This window comes from Pseudoalteromonas sp. HL-AS1 (assembly GCF_031198785.1).
Taxonomy (GTDB): Bacteria; Pseudomonadota; Gammaproteobacteria; order Enterobacterales; family Alteromonadaceae; genus Pseudoalteromonas; species Pseudoalteromonas distincta.
Genome location: NZ_CP133570.1, coordinates 476,070 through 495,228, shown reverse-complemented (window position 1 = coordinate 495,228; position 19,159 = coordinate 476,070). Strand labels below are relative to the sequence as shown.

Below are 19,159 nucleotides of genomic sequence, written 5' to 3'. Positions count from 1 at the left end.
GCATCCCTCCAAGGATGAAAGCGCGTCATTAACGCGTTAATTGTGTGTGAAATTAACGTTTTTCATTATTAGTAGCTGTTAATAAAATTTATAATTCATACCTAACTGGAACGTACGACCATAATCTTCACGTTGATAGAGGATTTCACCACCGGATAAATCATTACCTTTGAAATAACGTAAATCTGCTTCATCGGTTAAGTTAATCGCGTCAAAATACACGCTGAGGCTTTTCGTAAAATCATATTTCACTTTCATATCAAAGGTTAAGATATCGTCTTGGTATATATCAGCCCATGACTTACAGGTATGTGGGTCTGATACAGAAGCTGATACTGGACAAGAGCCAACCTCTTCAAGGATATCTGAGCGGTAATTACTAATTAGGCGTAACGAGAAAGTCTCATCTTCCCAACCAACAGCAATGTTACCGGTGATATCTGCTTGGCCTGGTAGCTGCATTTTGTCTTGACGAATAGTGGCGTCGAGTTCGGCTTCACTTTTTACAAAGGTCATATTACTTTGCCAAAATAAGCCATTTTCGAAGAACTGATTGTAACTAAGCTCAATCCCGTAGACTGTGGCTTTATCACCATTGAGGGTGATATCAACCTGATTTAGAGCAAGATCTTGAGGAATTGCAAAATTAGATACTTGGTTTACAGGTAAAGTAAGCGGGAGCTCATCTATGCTCATTTGAATACCGGTGACATCGACGATGAAGTTATCAATATTTTTGTAAAATACTGCAGCTTCCATAAATAACTCTTTTGATGGATACCAGCCAAACGAAGCGTCAAAGTTATCCGAAGTCATTGCCACCAAATTTGGGTTACCTACTTGTAACGCATTGTCTGGCCCTAAAATATAGCCTTGTAAATCAATTGCGCTTTGTCCATCTGGTGAGTTGTAGCATTCATTAGTCGTTGGATCACATAAACTAATATCACTATCAAAACGCGCATAACCACGCGCTTGCTTAAACGAAGGGCGGGTATAACTAGTCCACAGTGATGTACGAACCAACATTTCAGGATTTGGTTCGTAGCGTATATGAATACTTGGGAAAAATTCACTGTAGGTAATGGATGCCTCAGGTAAAGGTACCGAAATATCTAAGGTGTGATCACCGCCAAAATTCCAATCATCATTTGATAATGACATATAACCGGTTGATGAAAATTCGGTATGTGCATAGCGTACACCGGTAATAACACTGACCTGCTCTGATAGCTGCAGCTCAGTCATAATATAAGCTGCGTAGGTATCTTCGTATAAGGTATAGTCTTCTTTGGTGCTGTCAATTGACACCTCGCCACCGGTGGCACTGTCGCGCGTAATTTTAGTTGAGTCAACTATGTACTCAAGGTCTTCGTTGCTAACAAAAGGATAGGTAAATAAGCCACCCTCAGGAACCGCAAAGTTATAATCAGTAACATTTGAGTTGGCGACTGTAATGCAGGTTTCATCCGTTCCACAATCGAGAGGGTTTATTGCATAGCTCCAGCGATCTTTATCACGGAAGTGTTCGCGTTCGTTATAAGTGCCACCAATTTTAATGAAATTAAGGTACTCAAAATCAAAGTCTTTTTGTAAGTTTAACTTGATACTGGTGACTTCATCAGTGCGGACACTGTCTTCCATAAATAAGTTGTCGTATTCCATATTTGATAAATCGCTGATATCACCATCGGCTTCACCGGCAAAAACATCATTATCTGGATCTAACGCAAAACCACCTAAGGCAGCAGCTTCTTCAGGAGTTAGCACCTGTGCAACAATATTGTTTTTAGTTGCTTGACCGTAAACGATATTCTCACGCTCACGAAACTGAACTCGGCGATCCCCCACTGATTTATCATCTGTTTTTGAATACGCATATTCATAATCTACGCGTAAAGTGTCGGTAATATAGTTTTCACCACCGATACTGTAATTGGTTGTAGTCGTTTCACCTTCCTGAATGAAAAATTGGTTATAAATATCGATATCAGACAGGGCAAACTCTTTTGTATCAGCATTTACATAAATAATTTCATCGGCTTGGTCGCCATTATAAAAGTTATAAAACTCTCTTTGTGCAACGTCATCATCAGTGTAATTAGAGTAGTTACCTCGTATGTAATAAAAACTGTCTGCGGTTGGCTTAAACTCAACATTTAAAGTTGCGGTGGTACGTGTTCGATCAGCAATTTCACGGCGGTTTTCGAGTTGCGCGGGGATCAATATTTCTGGTGCAACACCTAATTGCTCTTCACTGAGGCCAATGCCACCTTGTAAAAAGTTTAATTCTCGAGTGCTATGATGGCGTACCTCATCTACTTGAGTTTTCCTATCTTCATAAGAAAGTGCAAAACCAACGCCTATTTTTTCGTCTAAGAATAGCTGTGTGCCATCAAGGCTAAACTTTGGCGAGTGTTCTTCTCTGAGTTCACTGTATGAATCTTGCAGCTTCATTTTTAGGGTGTTTTTGCCACGGTCATATGCTGAGATAGCTTTGACGTTTACTGCGCCACCTATCGAATTTAGATTCATATCAGGGGTAAGGGTTTTAAATACTTCAATGGCTCCTAATGAATCACTAGTGATCCCATCAAGGCCAATTTTACGTTCATCACCCGCACCAGATAGTTCTGCACCATTCATGCTCACCGATACGAATTTAGGACCTAACCCCCGTACTGCAATGTATTTTCCTTCACCTTCACTGCGCTCTAAAGTGACACCAGGAATACGGCGTAATGACTCTGCGACATTTTGATCAACAAAGTTTCCCATGTCATCCGTGGCAATCACTGAGCTAAACGCTTTAGCATCGCGCTCCATGGCACGTGCTTTTAAATCTGCTTGATAAACGCCTGTTACAGCAATGATTTCAATATCATCTTCAGCTTCTACGGTTTTTTTAGCTGCTTTTTTCTCGGCGCTTGTTGTTGGTTTGTCACTTTCTACCTTTGGCTGTGCAGGATCAGTTGTTTGCGCATAAAGTGGCATAGCTACCATTAATGCTGCTGCGATCGTGCTTAATCTCATGCTCTTCATCTTTGTTCCTTTTTCAGGCTTATAATTGTGTGTGCAAGATATGCGATTCCCGTTGATTCAAATCCCAACTTGCCACCGGTGGCAAAATGGAATAACATGAAGTTAACACTGTATTAATGAAACTGTCAATTTACATATTGACAATTTTTTATTTTAACCAGCATTAAAAACGAAATAGCCAAGGAACATTATGCAAGTTCTGAAGAATAATAATTTAAACTATCTCAATATCGTATTACTAAGCATCATCATTGTGTTGACGGTTTTTGTTTCGACTAATTTATACGCTGCACAAGTTAACACACCATTGGCTTTTCCAACGGCAAAAGGATTTGGTAAGTACGCAACTGGGGGCATTAATGGCACGCTTTATAGAGTGACTACATTAGAAGATAATTTAGATAAGCCGCAACCAGGCAGCCTTCGCTATGCAATTGTGCAAAAGCATCCTCGCACTGTCGTATTTGCGGTATCAGGTGTGATCAAATTGGCAGGGGAACTTAAAATATCACATGGTAATATAACCATCGCAGGGCAAACTTCGCCAGGTGGGATTGCCATTGTTGGTGCACCTGTGACGGTTTCATCCGCAGATAATGTGATTATCCGCTACTTACGCTTTCGCTTAGGTACATTTGGTTATGCTGATGATTCATTAACGGTGCGTAACAGTGAGAATGTCATTATTGATCATTGCTCATTGAGTTGGTCAGTGGATGAAACCGCGAGCTTTTATAATAACCGTAACTTTACGTTACAAGATTCAATTATTTCACATAGTTTAAGCCATTCAATTCACCCTAAAGGCGATCATGGTTATGGTGGTATTTGGGGCGGCGCAAATGCGAGCTTTATTAATAACATAATTGCCAATCATGCCAGTAGAACACCAAGGATCAATGGTCATCGGCTTAAATCACCGTACCCACAAAATGAAGAGTTTGTTGAGCTTATCAATAATATTATTTTTAACTGGGGGCATAATAATGTGTATGGATCTGAAAATGGTCGTTTTAACCTGATCAATAATTACTATAAGCCAGGTAAAGCAAGTAAGATCATGCAGTTTGCTGATATTTGGTACTCACCAGAGATCAAAGAAAATCAAGCATATATTATGGGGAATGTACTTGAGAACAATCCACAACTTACTGAGCATAATTATTTAGGTGTAAATTATCGCAAAGCGGTTAAAGCAAAACGCACCATCAGTAATGAGAATAGTCAGTGGTTAAGTGATAAAGCAATCATTACGTCACCTATGCAAACAACGATGGTTTATGTTAGTGCTGAGCAGGCATTTACTGATGCCATTAAAGGGCAACATATAGGTGCAAGTCGTAATGCACATGGCTATTTCCATGACAGTATTGATACGCTTGTTTATCAACAGCTCACTGATAGTGTCGCGATAAATAAAAATGGTTTGATTGATCATGAGTTTGAGCTAATTGGTAATTGGGATGCATATAAACAGGAATTTACAGGTGCTCCCGCAATCGTTGATGCTAATGAAGATGGTGTTGCGGATGATTGGTTCAAACAGCATCAGCCGCAATTAAAAAATGCAACTGCAGCGCAGGTTTTGCAGCAGTACTTAAATTCGCTTAGCGACTAACAAAGAAAGCCTTGATGACTTAAAATAACCATTAACTCATCAAGGCTTTAATTTTAACAACAATAATGATCAACGAGTATAATGATCAACGAGTTTTAGCAAATTGTGCTGTTAAAAAGTCATCAATAACACTGGTCGTAGGCGTTAACCACGGCTGGAATAACCAAAATGAATGCGGCGCATCATCGAACTGGTAAACTTCACTGGGTATATGCAACTCTTGTAACTTTTGTATTGCGCTGTCTCGACCTGCACGAAAGCGTGGCACTGAGCTATTAATGAAAAGTGTCGCAGGCGCGTTTTTATCAATATAGAAAATAGGCGATGCGTCTCGCCAACGCTGTGGGATAGTTTCAAACCTACCTCCCAACCACTTACTGGCTGATGTGACGGCCTTGGCTGGGTTGTTTTCAAAAGGTAGTGCTTCAGGGGACGTGAAGTCACTTAAGCCATCTATATTGATCAGCGCTTGAACATTAAATCGCTTGGAGTTAGTGTCGCTGCTATCAACAACTCCGCCGCTGTAGGCTAACAGTGCGGCTAATTGACCACCTGCAGAGCCACCCGATAAAGCAATCTTAGTGCTGTCTATATTATACTGAGCAGCATTATTTTGAAGCCAATAAAACGCATCAACTAAATCCTCAACTGCTGCAGGATAAGGCGCTTCCTCGCTGAGGCGGTAACTGGGCGCAGCAACAATATAACCACGTTCTACCAGCGCAATTGCAAGTGCTGTCATTAATGCGGGTGTGCCTGATTGCCAGCCACCCCCGTGGATCAATATGATCAAAGGCGCTGTTTGCGTTTGCTGCTTTTGCTGATAAATATCTAAAGTCTGAGCACTGGTTTTAGTTTGTTTGTAAACCAGTGCTTTATGAGCTATGACAGAGTCAGGAACTGTCGTTGCGGGCACCTGCATGTGTGGATAGTGTTTGATTAGTTTTTTATAAGTATTTTCAACGGTGTAATCAGCTGCTATGCATGGCTGAACACATAGCAATAATACGGCAATAAAGTTCAACTTTTGATGTTTAAACATATTCATTTAATCCAAAGTGTCGTAACGGGCATAGTCAAAATCGGCATAGCTGCTAGCGCCAGGCGTGTGCGACAGGCTAAATAAGCCTAACTTAGCACCTACCCAGCGGCCTTTTTTAGCTTGGAAGTGTTCACCAATAATTTGAAACTCAGCACTTGCAGCGGTTCTATAACTAAAAATGGCTGTGGCGCCTGGTTGTAGAACGACTTTTAGTTCAAGATAGGGTTGTGTTAATGGTTGTTGCTCTACGATACTTTCTTTACAGCCTTTTCTCGCATTAAAACAGTGCACATAAACTAGCTGTTGTTCGCCAGTAGAAGATGTTTTGATACCCAGCCATGCATAGTCTTCACCAAATAATATTAGTCCTGAGGAACTAGCAGAGCCTGTTTTGTTAACCTGCAATGTGGTTGTAAAAGCAAACTGTTCTGCAGGGATCTTTTGCAGTAACAAAGAAGGCGTCGACCATAAATTAGTATTATTTTGGGCCGTAATTGGCTGCGAGTATAAGCGTAAAAAGCCGGGGTTGTCTGTCAATGAATACCAGCTGTTACTAGGATTTGCATTTCATTGCCATAATAAGCTTAGCTCAGGGCTGTTGAATTCATCATTGTTCACTATGCTAGTGGGCTGTGGGCTAATTTTGCTTCGAGGCTCAGTGTGCTGTAAAACCGGTTGGCCAGTTCCATTACCATTTTTATCTATGCCTATGATTGGCCAATCATTTTTCCAGTGCATCGGTTGTAAATGGGTGATACGGCCATACGCTTGTTTGCTTTGAAAGTGAATAAACCAGTCCTCATCAAATTGGGTATGAACCCACGCACCTTGATGAGGACCGTTGATCACTGAATTACCTTGTGCCATGACAACTTTGGCTTCATAGGGACCGGTAATATCTTTTGATCTAAATACCGATTGCCAGCCTAAATCTACGCCACCAGCAGGCGCAAAAATATAGTAGTAGCCGTTACGTTTATAAAATTTAGGACCTTCAATGGTGCGATATCCAGGGTGATTTTTACCATCGACAATGTGTGTAAATTTATCACTGACCCAACTCGCGTCATCTTTCATTTCACGTAGTGTGAGTACATTATTAAAGCCAGCACGACTTTTTGCCCATGCATGTATTAAGTAGGTTTTACCATTGTCGTCCCATAGAGGTGCCGGGTCGATCAATCCTTTACCCGCTAAAATAAGCTGTGGGGTTGACCAAGTTCCAGCAGGATCATCTGTTGTGGTTACATAAATACCAAAATCAGGATCAGGGTAAAAAATCCAAAATTTATTATCATGAAAACGGATTGTGGGCGCCCATACGCCGTTGCCATGTTGTACTTTTGCAAAGTGCTCTTGTGGCAGCTGTATTGGCAGTGCATAATTAATTAACTGCCAGTTGACTAAATCGGTAGAGTGTAAAATAGGCAAGCCAGGTGCAGAGTTGAAGCTAGATGCTGTCATGTAATAATCGCCATTAACAGCAACCACATCTGGGTCGGAATAATCGGCATGCAAGATTGGGTTTTTATATTCGCCATTACCTAGATCTGCTTGCCACGGACTTTGAGTGTGTGTTGGCGATAATAATTGCGACTCTTTTGCATAACATTGGCTGCCACTTAAGCAAACAACCAACAGTGCTAAATAGAAATAGTATTTGTTGCTTAGCATCGGTTATTTCTCCATTTCTAAACTAGCAAGAATAAAAGGCCCGACTGCTTTAGGATCGTTCGCACGTACATTTTCACTAATGTAATAAGCAAAGCTGCCATCTCGATAGGGTTTTCCGCCAAGTCCTGCTACTTCACATACTTGTTGGATTGATAAGGTGTTATCTGCTTGTGGTTTAATAAAGTTGCTAACTACAGCATTAAAGGTGTTTTTTGCAATCGCTTGGTAGCTATCAGACAAGTAACCTTGATTAACACCTCTTGCAATCGCATAGCTGAGCATAGCACTGCCTGATGACTCTAAATAATTGCCGTGTAATTCACCTTTATCTGTAACTTGATACCATACACCGGAGTCAGAACGTAGTTTTAGCATGTTATCAATCAATGTATTAAAGCGCTGTGATAGCCACACTTTTTTAGGGTAATCATTCGGTAGTTGATCTAATACATCAACCATTGCCATGGCGTACCAACCGATAGAGCGCGACCAATGATTAGGTGATTGTCCGGTTTTTTTATCTGCCCAACGCTGTTGTTTAGACTCATCCCAGCCATGTACAGGTAAAGCGGTGTCACTGCGATAAGTATGTTTTTCAATTAATTGAAACTGCTTTATAACATCATCATACCGATCTGCTGTCCCAAAGCGGCGGATATATTCGGCATAAAAGGGCGCTGCCATATATAAACCATCAAGCCACATTTGCGAGGTATAGCGTTTTTTATGCCAAAAGTCACCATCAATTGTGCGAGGTTGTAATTTGAACTGTGCATATAGCGTATCGAGGGCAAGGCGATATTTACGGTCTTTTGTTTCATCAAACATAAAAAACAGTAACTTGCCGGCATTGAGCATGTCGAGATTATATTTACTCATTACGTAGGTTTTAATACTGCCATCTTCCATTACTAACGCGTCTACATATTCTTTAATGTAATTGAAATAGCATTGCTCTGATTGATGCTGATAGAGCTTGGCAAATGACAGTAACACTAAGCCATGGGTGTAGTCCCAGCGCGGTTCAGTGCGCCAATCAATGGTGTACGCCTGTGGATTACGAGTCATCTCAGAGTTAGCCATTTGCAGGGCATAGCTCAGTGAGTTGTTATTATTTTGCGCAGACACATTCATTATTGAGCAGAATAAGCAGCAGATAAAAAATGAAATAATATTTTTATTTGCGCTGTCTTTATTGGTTTTAATTATACGCATCATAAATCCTTATGAGCTTAGTGTGCTGATGTTGTTGAAGGGAAGTGAGAGTTAGCCGGTAAGCAAAAATGCGATGAACTTTGCTTACCGGCTGACTAATCTATGACTGGTTAGTTGTTACCAGCTAGAAGCTTAGCTACTTCAAGGCTTGCTAGAATGAAGGGACCATTTCCTTTAGGATCATTATTGCTGACCGGCTCGCTCATATAATAGTGATAACTACCATCACGGCCAAAGCCAAGGCCTGCAACATAGCATTGGTTGGTCATACTCACCGTGCCATCACTATGGGCTAATGTAAATTGGTTAAGTAAACCTTGATACGCTGCAAGCGCGGTGCCTTGATAATCAGCATCGATATAGCCATTATTAAGTGCTTTTGCATAAAAGTAAGCGAACATTGCTGTTGCAGTTGACTCTTGGTAGTTACCTAAAGCCATTGGTTTGTCTAAAACTTGCCACCATGTGCCGGTATCAGTATCTTGAACTTTGGCTATATCAGTGGCCAACTCTTTTACCATGGCGAGTAAGGTATCGCGTTGCTCTGTGTTTTTTGCTGGGATGTAATCGAGTACATCAACCACTGCCATAGCGAGCCAACCCATACCACGGCCCCAAAACTCTGCGGAAACACCGGTTTGTTTATTCGCCCATGCTTTCTGTTTAGATTCATCCCAACCGTGATAGTACAACCCTGTCTTTGGATCGCGTAGTGCTTCGCGAGTGAGCTTAAATTCGTTTACAACCTCTGAAAAGGTTTCTTGTTGCTGGTGGCCCGTTTCAAATAAGCTACCGTACTGGGCTAAAAAAGGCATACCCATGTAAACGCCATCTAGCCACACTTGATGTTGATATTTGTTTTTGTGCCAAAATGCGCCTTGTGATGTACGTGGCTGTAACTGTAATTGTGCTCGCAAAGCTTTTGCAGCGGATAAGTATTGTTGCTGCTGGGTATCTTGGTATAGCTGAATAAGGTTGCGACCGGGTGGAATATTATCAATATTGAAATTGCTTTGTTTATAGGCGCTGATTTTCCCTTGCTGATCAATAAAGCTGCCAGTAACATGCGCAATCACATCCTTATAAGCTTGTTCATCAGTTGCCAGCCCTAATTGATAATAAGCATAAGGTTGTAAACCGATAATGTCGTATTCAAACTTTGGGCTGCGCTTACGGTTAACATCCCAGCCATTGGCATGGTAGCCTAGTGTTTTTCTTTTCAGCTCTGAATCGGCAAGGGCGCGAGCCCATTCAAGGGCTAATTTATCATTAAGCGGTTGAGTCGTTTTTTTTGCTGTAACTGTGGTATGCAAAGTAATACGTGGTTTAATCGTCAATCTTTCAGCTTGTTGATCAAGGTACTTAATAAAGCTTTCTTTATCGTTGATACCACTTTCAGGTTGCCACACTGAAGCAAAATAGTAATCTACATGCTGTGTACTTTGTCCTTTTGGTTTTAGTACTGCAAGGTAGTTATTTTTATCTTGGTGTACGTCAATAATATCGCCTTTTTTAAAAAAAACCGCCATACCTAACGCTGATTTATCTAAACTTTGATTGCCCCAACTGGCAATATAACTGTAGCCATAATTACTCATTGCATCGAGATCACCTTGAATAAACTCAGTCTCAGGGTGTTTGACCACACCGGCCACTAAATTAGACAAGTCTTTATCAGTGCTCAGTTCTACATGTGCTAAACGTGAGCCGCCATGCATACTAATATTAGCGGTTAAATCTTGCTGTTGATAACTGTTTTGCCAGCCTTGATACTCAATTTGGATACTGGCGCGTAAATCACCATTTTCAATAATCCGCGCTGTGCGTTGGTTCACATCAGCGACATGTTCCAGCTCATCATTACTACCCAGCAAACCAAATCCGCCAGCTCCTAAAGACTTACCCACTTTGAGAATGTCCATTCCCCAATCTTGTTTGTCATGATAAGAGTCATAATCATCAAGGCCAACAGTATGTAACACGGGGGCTGCGGTTAATTTACCAAAAATGTCAAAGCCATTGCGCCAATCAAGGTAAAAACGATAGCCCACTTTATCTGACTCAATACCAGGGCCTTCGTAACGGATCCAATTTGAATGATCGGTGTAATAATCAGGTGGTGTTAACTCATCAACATTTTTAAATTCACCGCCTACATACTCTTTTTTACCTGTACCAACTTGGTGTTTTGGTGGACGAGAATGAGGCTGCCATTGACCACCTTGTTTATGGGCAAGATCAGCTTGAACTCGTTTTGTTTGTGCTGTGATTACTGGTTTACTTTGCTGTGTAATGGTGACTTCAATGGGTTTATCATTTAAATCGACAATAAAATACACACCATCAAGCTCACCGTCCGAGTTTATATCTACTGCTTGGCTAGGTAACACTTGCTGCGCTGTTTTTACAGTTACAGCCGCAGTTTGGCTAAGGCCTAAATCGTAATAGCTAAGATAGATTGGCTCATCAGGGCGCTTAAACGAAGATGGATTAACAATGTCTACTTTAGCAACTAGTGCGCTACTGAGAGAGTTAGTCTCACTTGCTTGCAATGGTTTTTTAAGGTCAGCTTGTTCTTGGCAGGCAGCCAGTAAAAGGCCAGAGCCTAGAGCTGTTACCATCATAATGCGCTTTGATAACAGTGATGTTTTTAAAGTCATGGTGTGTCCTCAATGGTTGAGCCACTTAAATTAAGTGGCTCTATTATTGTTATTTATCGAGATTATATGCTTTTTTCACTAGCCCATAGGTTAGTTGATAAGCGAGTGTCTGCGCAGTGCTTTCACTAATTTGATGATTAGCTACTAATTCAGCCAAGTATCGGCAGTCAACGCGGCGTGCAACATCATGGCGAGCGGGGATAGATAAAAATGCACGGGTGTCGTCATTAAAGCCAACTGTATTGTAAAAACCTGCTGTTTCAGTTGTTTGCTGTCTAAAACGTAGCATACCTGCTGGGCTGTCATGGAACCACCATGCTGGGCCTAATTTTAGGCTAGGGTAGTGACCTGCTAGTGGCGCAAGTTCACGACTATAGGTAGTTTCATCTAACGTAAATAAGATGATTTTAAGATCCGGGTGATTCCCGTATTTACTCAATAGTGGTTTTAACGCATTTACGTATTCAGTTTGGCTTGGAATATCACAGCCTTTATCACGGCCAAATTGATCAAATACCGCTTGGTTATGATTACGATGGGCACCAGGGTGAATTTGCATCACTAAGCCGTCTTTAATGCTCATACCTGCAAGTTCAGTAAGCATTTGACCTCGGAATAACTCTTGCTCTTGCTCAGATGAATTGCCTGTCCGGCATTTTTCAAATAATGCTTCACACTCAGCTGTAGATAAGTCAGCAGTTAATGCAGTAGGGTGGCCATGATCGGTTGCTGTTGCACGGCCTTCAATACGAAAGTAATCACGACGTATTTGAATTGCTGCTAAATAACCTTGCCAAGTTGATGTATCTTGGTCGGTTATCTCACCAAGTTTAATTACGTTGTCGATAAAATCTTCGCGGCTTGCATCAACCACATCATCCGGTCTAAAGGTGGTGATCACACGTTTTGCCATTGCAGAGCCTGCAATTGCACGGTGGTGCGGGAGTTGATCAAGAGCACCTTCGGTTGTGGCAATCAGTTCAATGTTAAAGCGGTCCATCAGTGCATGAGGCTTGAACTCAGGTGTTGCTAACGCAGCTGTAATTTTTTGATAATAGTGCTGACCATTTTCCGAGCAAAGTTTTTCTGTAAAACCAAACACATCACTAAATACCGCATCTAACCAATAGCCGCTTGGTGTGCCTGCGTATAGATGATAGTTATCAGCAAATATTTGCCATACTTTTTCAGGTTCAGCTGCTTTAGAGCGAGCCATCTCGCCTTGCAGACCATGTTCTGGCACACCTAAATCAGTCATTGGGATACCTTGACTGTAGAGCATTCTAAACACATAGTGATCGGGTTTTATAAACAGCTCGGTTGCATTGCCGAAGTTTTCATTTTCATTAAACCAACGTGGATCAGTGTGACCGTGTGGGCTAACAATCGGTAAGTCTTTAATTGATTCATATAACTTTCTAGCGATAGCAATGACGCTAGGATCGCTTGAAAATAAACGATCTGGGTGCAACTCTAAAGGTTCGATATTGCTCGGCATTGAAGATTCCTTAACTGTTCGGCTTGTATTTTTGCCACCGGTGGCATGTAAAGGTAAATTACACTGTCAACGTATGGCAGTCAATATGTTAATTAGTTGTTGTTTAGTACCTGAAGGCAGGCTTTAGTGATTTTTTCATAGTCTTTACTTTGCACCCATTGTGGTTGTGCAATCCATGTACCGCCTACGGCCATCACATTGCTAAGTGCTAAATAGTCTTTAAAGTTTTGCTCATTAATTCCGCCTGTAGGGCAAAAGCGAATATCAGCAAATACGCTGCTGACTGCTTTTAAAAACTGTTCGCCACCACACAAAGAAGCAGGAAACAATTTTTGCTCAGTAAAGCCATATTCTTTAGCAAGTAAAATATCTGCGGTGTTTGAAACACCCGGCACAACAGGGACCGACGATTGGCTAAGGGCATCGAGTAACCGTGGCGATATAGCAGGCGTAACAATAAAATCACTGCCTGCGGCAAGGCTTTTTGCAAGTAACGCTTGATCGGTAATGGTGCCTGCACCTACACATAAATCGGGCAGTGCTTTTTTAATCGCGATTAATGCGTCAAGTGACGCTGGCGTGCGCAGCACAACTTCCACTAATTGGATACCCGCCTTATGCATCGCGGTCGCAATAGCGACACCTTCTTCACTACTATTTGCTTGTATTATAGGCAGTATTGGTTGGGTGCCTAATAATGTTGAAAACGCGTTCATACATCGGTTCCTATCATGATTGCTGTAATTGCGCCATTGTCAGTGGCTGTTTGTTTAAAGTGACATTATCTAAACTCATATTATTTACATGAGCTACGATTGACTGACTGCCTACTTGGTCGAAATGGCAGTTTTTAAAATGAATATCGTTAATTGGTGCGCGTTCAAAGCCATTAAGATAAAACGCTTTACTGAGCACATTTTTACAATGTAAGTTTTCAATTTGAATATCGCGAACTGTTGGATCGAATTGTCCTGCATCGCCTTCTTCATAATAGAAGTTGATCACCACAGCGTTTTTAACGGTGCCAACGTCAACATTACGAATGCGTATATGCTCGATCAAACCGCCACGTACTGAGTTAGTTTTGATACGAATAGCGCGTTCTAGATGCGGGCTGTCCATAGTACAATTTTGCACAAAGACATTGTTTACACCACCTGATATTTCGCTACCAATAACCACTCCACCGTGGCCTTCTTTCATATGGCAGTTTTCAATAACAATGTTTTGTGAGGGGACACCGACACGTCTTCCGTCTGCATTTCGCCCTGATTTAATCGCGATACAGTCATCACCGGTATCAAATACACAGTTTTTAATATGTACATGATCGCAGCTCTCTGGGTCACAACCATCAGAGTTTGGCCCGTGGCTTGAAAAATTAACCTTATCAACCGTAACACTTTGGCATAAAACCGGATTCACTAACCAAAATGGCGAGTTTTTAATTGTCACACCTTGGATTAAAATATTTTTACATTTATACGGTTGAATAAAGGGAGGGCGTAAATAGGCGCCAGTACTGTATATACGTTCGCTTACTGGCACACCAGCTTCGGCATCAACCATCAACTGATCCCGTGCTTCACGCTGGTGCAATACTTTACCTTGACTATCTTTAATTAAATCCCAATGGCCTTCCTTGTGTGGTCCCTTCCAAGGCCACCACGTTTGGTTATCGCCATTTCCTTGGAGTGTTCCTTTACCTGTGATGGCAATATTTTCTTGCTCATAAGCATAGATCAGTGGTGAGTACCCCATCATTTCTAAGCCTTCCCAGCGAGTAAATACCTCGGGTAAGTAATGATTAGGATCAGTGCTGAAACTTAATATTCCCTTATCAGCCAAGTGTAAATTTACGTTAGAAAGTAAATGAATGGCACCGGTCAAGTAGGTACCATTTGGAATGTAGACCTGACCACCTCCTTGTGCGTGGCAGGCTTCAATGGCGCCTTTAATTGCTTGCGTACAATCATATTGTCCATTTTCTTTAGCGCCAAAGTCTTTAATATTAAATTGCTTAGCAGGGAAGGTCGGGACGACAATGTTGGCTTTTATTTGTTCAGCCATTTGCCAATCGTCTGCGCTAATAGGCGCTTCAAAAACATTGAGTAAAGGTGCTGACTGACAGCCCATTAAAGTTGCTGTTACCAAAGTGCTAGAAGCTAATGCTTTGAGAAAATAGCGTCGTTGATTATTCATCTTGTATCCTGCTGCTGTAAATTGGAATTATTATAATAAGCTAACATTAGCAGTTATTGCCACCGGTGGCAATATCATTTTACTACTTAGTTTAAATTATCAAAGATTTATTGTTTTTGAAAAAGTTATTTAAAATTAGTAACTAATAAAATAATCGAAAGTAAAAACCATCGATTATGCACGGGGGGGAGTATTATATTGCAGACATAGCCTCAATTAACGAGGCTATGTGTTAATTAAGTTTAGAAAGTGCCCCTTACACCCAGTAAAAACTGGCGACCTGATGACAGATTTTCATAAGGGCGAGGGGTATAAATATCATTCCACATATCTTGTTTTTCATCTATTAAATTAACGGCTTCAAATGAAACACTCATTTTTTCTGTTAACTTGTAGCGAGCATAAAAAAAGCACGAGGCGATACATCAACATCACTATAACGAGTATTGACATTGTAAGCCCCTTTAAAGCCATCATATTGAAATGGAAGCGCCGTTTGTAAGTTAACATTGCCTGAGATGCCACCGTCTTCAAGTTCAGCAGAAACGGTTTTATTAATATCTATTTGGGTAAACAGTTCAGAGGAAAATACATTAAAATCAAATGCACGAGATGTATTTGAACCACCCGCAGCGTCTGTTGCAGCACCAGCAGATGCCGACTCCATACCATTAATTGTGGTTTTGACGTAACGAGAACCTAAACCGCGAATGGTAATTTGACGACCTTCACCTGCATCCTCTTCAATGGAGATACCAGGTACACACGAAAGTGAGTCAGCAACATTTAAGTAAGGAAATTTACCAATATCTTCAGCAATGATAGTCTCACGTGTACCAACGGCTTCACGCTTAGTCATTAAAGCGGCATTGATACTACCGCGAAAACCTTTTACTTCGATCACTTTAAGTTGATCATCAGCAACAGATTCATCTTGAGGCGCTGCATATGCTAAGCCACTGGTTAATGCGCCACTGAGTATTAAATTGGTCATCAACTTACTAAGTTTAAAATTATGTGTGCTGGTTGTCATAGTGGTTCCACGTTCTACTTATTGTTATTAAGTTAACATGACTTGAATTAGTGTGTTTGTCATGTACTTGTTCTGATTCTTATTACACCTAACCTAATAATTCATAATGGGAAAAAAACGAGAAAGTATGTAGCGAAGTATTGATTTAATTATTTTTGTTACCGGTGGTATAAGTGTGAAGTATAATGTTATTGATGTGATGTCAAACGAAAAAAATAACATAATTCATCTTTAATTTACATTTTCAATGGCGTGCGAATACCATTCAAGTGCAACATTATTTATAAGCACTGTGATTTAACTGATTATTAGCCATCGGCTGCACTACGTTTTAATTATAAATAACTGGTGCACTACCTTAGTCATAGAAAAACAGCTTAATTAAAATGTTAATTAAGCTGTTTACTTTAGGGGAATTTAAAGTTTAAGCATTGCTTTATAAGTTGTAGCGTATTCCTAAAAAGTACTGTCGACCGGTATGATTATATTCACGTGGTAAATCTAAACTACCATCACCCGTGGTATACAGGCGTTCATACTCATCGGTAAGGTTAATTGCTTCAAATGTTACGGTTACATTTTCATTAATATTATAAAAGGCTGATAGGTCAAAATGTGTTGGACCAGATGTCGCTTCTTCAGCATTACCATTGTTACCTGTGTAATCAGTGATGTAATTGTCGCGTTTATTCACTGAAGCACGAGCGCCATAGTTTTCTTCTTCATAATACAGGGTAAAGTTATAAGAATTTTTTGAAAGACCCGTAATTTCACCTGCAGAGACATACGTATAGTTAGACACTAACCCCATATTTTTTAACAACCCAGGTAGGAATGAAAAAGGTTGCTGATAAATAAGTTCTAGCCCTTTAATCACAGTTCCTTGACCATTTACAGGGACGAAATGTGTGTAAGGGGTAGTTCTAGGATCGAGTGCACTTGATGGATCATATTGCGGATCATTATCAATAAAGGGTAAATAAGCAGGATCGACGAGTTTTTCTTCACTATCACTTTTTATAAAAGAGCCAATATCTTTGTAAAACGCTGTTGCTGCTAATAGCGACTCTTCTGCAAAGTACCATTCAACACCAACGTCTGTATTGGTAGAGGTGAATGGGTCTAAGAATGGGTTACCCGCACTAACAGTGCCGTTTAAATAAGAAAACGATGGATTACCAGGATTGAGTGAACTCAAACTCGGGCGGGTCATGGTTTTAGATAAACCCAGCCTTACAATCACATCATCGGTTGCATCAAGGGCTAAATTAAGCACTGGTAAAATATTGTCATAGCTATTGTCGATTGATACCGCATCAGTTTGAATAAAACCTGTTGATGTGGTTTCAGTTTTTACATAACGAACACCTGCATTAGTTCTGAGCAGCATACTTGAAATTTCATACTCAAAATTTGTTTCGATGTAGGCAGCCATTGTTTCTTCTTCAACTTTCCAGCTCTGCGCACTGCGTGGCACCCACTCTTTAAGTAAAAGCTGTGAATTTATTGCATCAAAATCAGCCACTAGAAAGGGTGATAACGTGCCGTCATAACCGGTGCCAAAATCATCGTAGGGTATTAGCTGAGAAAATCCAGCTGCAGAATCTTGATCAGGAAAACCGTTTATTTGTGATTCATCGTAACTAACCGTTCTGTCGTTATAGGCTATACCGCCTTTGATATTCATCATATCCATCTCGTATGATAAATCAATTTTAGCGGTGTCATTTTCGCGCAGTACATCTGTTGCACGTAAGCGCCCATCGGCTAAATCAAAAGAGTTGGCATCTAGAGTATCGTAATCGTAATTCATTACAGCGGTATTATTGCTGGTGCCAAAATCCATCGATACTCTATGAGGTGTGTTATTAGTCATGTTATAACGATACTGTTCAGAGCGAGCATCCGATTCAGCAGTGCCCACCATAGCGTCTAATCGAAGGTAATCAGATAAATGATATTTAGCTGAGAATACGTATTGTTGAAATTTTGTTTTTGAAATCTGCTGACGGCTTTCTACTCGAGATTTAACGCCGTTAAATGTCGCTGCTTGGACCTGTTTTCCATTGTCAGAAATCGTAATCGATTCAGGAGTAATTTCGCTGAATGTGTTTCTAAACATCTCGAAAAAGTTGTACATAGTGCGGTCATTATCAAGAGTTGAATGTAATGTATCTAGTGTAAGGACCAGATCATCGTAAGGAGCATATTGTAATGAACCGGTAAAGCCTAAACGTTCTTGTTCATTACCAAAAAAATCAGGGCGAGGCAGGCGAGGCGTATATAAGCAGTTCACAGCATCGACTGTTTGACCTTCGAACTCACAGTCCCCTGTATTGGGTGTGCCAATAACTTCAGTATTAGAGGTGTCAGCATAGATACCGCCACCATCGAGTACGGGGGTGGTCCAGCGAACTGTACCAAAGCCTTCTTGGCGTACGGTGCGTTCAGATTTTGCGACAGAGAATAAAGCCCCGATTGTATCATCAGCAAATGTGTTGCTGATCATAAATACCATCCGTGGGTCGACTTCTTCAGTGAGGTCGTTATAACCGGCTTGCGCGGACGCTGCAACATGAAAGCCTGTTGTGTCAAAAGGACGTGCAGAATACATATCAATAGTGCCCGCTATACCACCTTCTTCAGTTGCGGCCGTGGGCGTTTTTTGGATATCAACACGATTAAATAGTTCGGATGCAAATATATTAAAGTCAAATGCACGGCCACCGTTTACGCCGCCACCAGAGTCGGTGCCATCGGTACTAGCAGGTACTTCCATACCATTAAGTGTTGTGCGGGTAAAAGCCGGACCTAAGCCACGCAACGTAATTTGACGTCCTTCACCACCTTCACGAGAAATAGCTACCCCAGGAATACGTTGTAATGATTCTGCGATATTCAGATCAGGGAATTTACCAATATCTTCAGCCGCGATGGATTCAGTGGTATTTACTTCAAAACGTTTAGTTGCTAAGGATTTATTTAATGATGATCTAAATCCAGTTACTTGAATTAACTCTATGTCATTTTGGGCTTTAGTATCTGTTTGTGGCTGTTCATCGGCTGCGATTGCATACGATGTTGTGCCCAGTAGTAAGGCACTAACAATGCAGTTAAGTGGTTTGATAACGAACTTATTTGCAGTCTTCATTGTGTGTTCCTTTTTTATGCTGTT

Annotated in this window: 11 protein-coding genes and 1 pseudogene; 1 reads left to right on the top strand and 11 read right to left on the bottom strand. The window is 40.9% G+C overall.

What is annotated here, in order from left to right:
- Positions 1-78: 78 nt before the first annotated feature.
- Complete coding sequence (locus RB214_RS19125; RefSeq protein WP_309169161.1) at positions 79-3,042, bottom strand: TonB-dependent receptor; 2,964 nt, start codon at positions 3,040-3,042, stop codon at positions 79-81.
- Positions 3,043-3,232: 190 nt separating this feature from the next.
- Here RB214_RS19125 and RB214_RS19120 point away from each other — a divergent pair, with 190 nt between their 5' ends.
- Complete coding sequence (locus tag RB214_RS19120; RefSeq protein ID WP_309169160.1) at positions 3,233-4,660, top strand: hypothetical protein; 1,428 nt, start codon at positions 3,233-3,235, stop codon at positions 4,658-4,660.
- Positions 4,661-4,745: 85 nt separating this feature from the next.
- Here RB214_RS19120 and RB214_RS19115 read toward each other — a convergent pair whose 3' ends face one another.
- From RB214_RS19115 to RB214_RS19065, 10 genes and pseudogenes are all read right to left on the bottom strand, one after another.
- Positions 4,746-5,708 carry an alpha/beta hydrolase gene (locus tag RB214_RS19115; protein WP_309169159.1) on the bottom strand — a complete coding sequence of 321 codons (963 nt, stop codon included), beginning with the start codon at positions 5,706-5,708 and terminating at the stop codon, positions 4,746-4,748.
- Positions 5,709-7,376: pseudogene (locus RB214_RS19105) on the bottom strand (glycoside hydrolase 43 family protein).
- A gap of 3 nt (positions 7,377-7,379) precedes the next feature.
- Positions 7,380-8,591 carry a glycoside hydrolase family 105 protein gene (locus RB214_RS19100; protein WP_375144351.1) on the bottom strand — a complete coding sequence of 404 codons (1,212 nt, stop codon included), beginning with the start codon at positions 8,589-8,591 and terminating at the stop codon, positions 7,380-7,382.
- A 110-nt stretch (positions 8,592-8,701) separates the two neighbouring features.
- Complete coding sequence (locus RB214_RS19095; RefSeq protein ID WP_309169154.1) at positions 8,702-11,251, bottom strand: glycoside hydrolase family 88 protein; 2,550 nt, start codon at positions 11,249-11,251, stop codon at positions 8,702-8,704.
- Positions 11,252-11,300: 49 nt separating this feature from the next.
- On the bottom strand, positions 11,301-12,749 hold the full coding sequence (gene uxaC / locus RB214_RS19090; protein ID WP_309169153.1) for a glucuronate isomerase: 1,449 nt from the start codon (positions 12,747-12,749) through the stop codon (positions 11,301-11,303).
- A gap of 92 nt (positions 12,750-12,841) precedes the next feature.
- Complete coding sequence (eda, locus tag RB214_RS19085) at positions 12,842-13,465, bottom strand: bifunctional 4-hydroxy-2-oxoglutarate aldolase/2-dehydro-3-deoxy-phosphogluconate aldolase (protein WP_309169152.1); 624 nt, start codon at positions 13,463-13,465, stop codon at positions 12,842-12,844.
- Between the two features lie 13 nt (positions 13,466-13,478).
- Complete coding sequence (locus RB214_RS19080; RefSeq protein WP_309169151.1) at positions 13,479-14,951, bottom strand: glycoside hydrolase family 28 protein; 1,473 nt, start codon at positions 14,949-14,951, stop codon at positions 13,479-13,481.
- Positions 14,952-15,193: 242 nt separating this feature from the next.
- Positions 15,194-15,328 carry a hypothetical protein gene (locus RB214_RS19075; RefSeq protein ID WP_309169150.1) on the bottom strand — a complete coding sequence of 45 codons (135 nt, stop codon included), beginning with the start codon at positions 15,326-15,328 and terminating at the stop codon, positions 15,194-15,196.
- A gap of 8 nt (positions 15,329-15,336) precedes the next feature.
- Entirely contained in the window at positions 15,337-15,984 is a 648-nt protein-coding gene (locus tag RB214_RS19070; protein WP_309169149.1) for a TonB-dependent receptor plug domain-containing protein, read from the bottom strand.
- A gap of 436 nt (positions 15,985-16,420) precedes the next feature.
- The gene (locus RB214_RS19065) at positions 16,421-19,135 is read right to left on the bottom strand and encodes a TonB-dependent receptor (protein ID WP_309169148.1); all 2,715 of its coding nucleotides are present in this window, start codon (positions 19,133-19,135) and stop codon (positions 16,421-16,423) included.
- Positions 19,136-19,159: the final 24 nt, after the last annotated feature.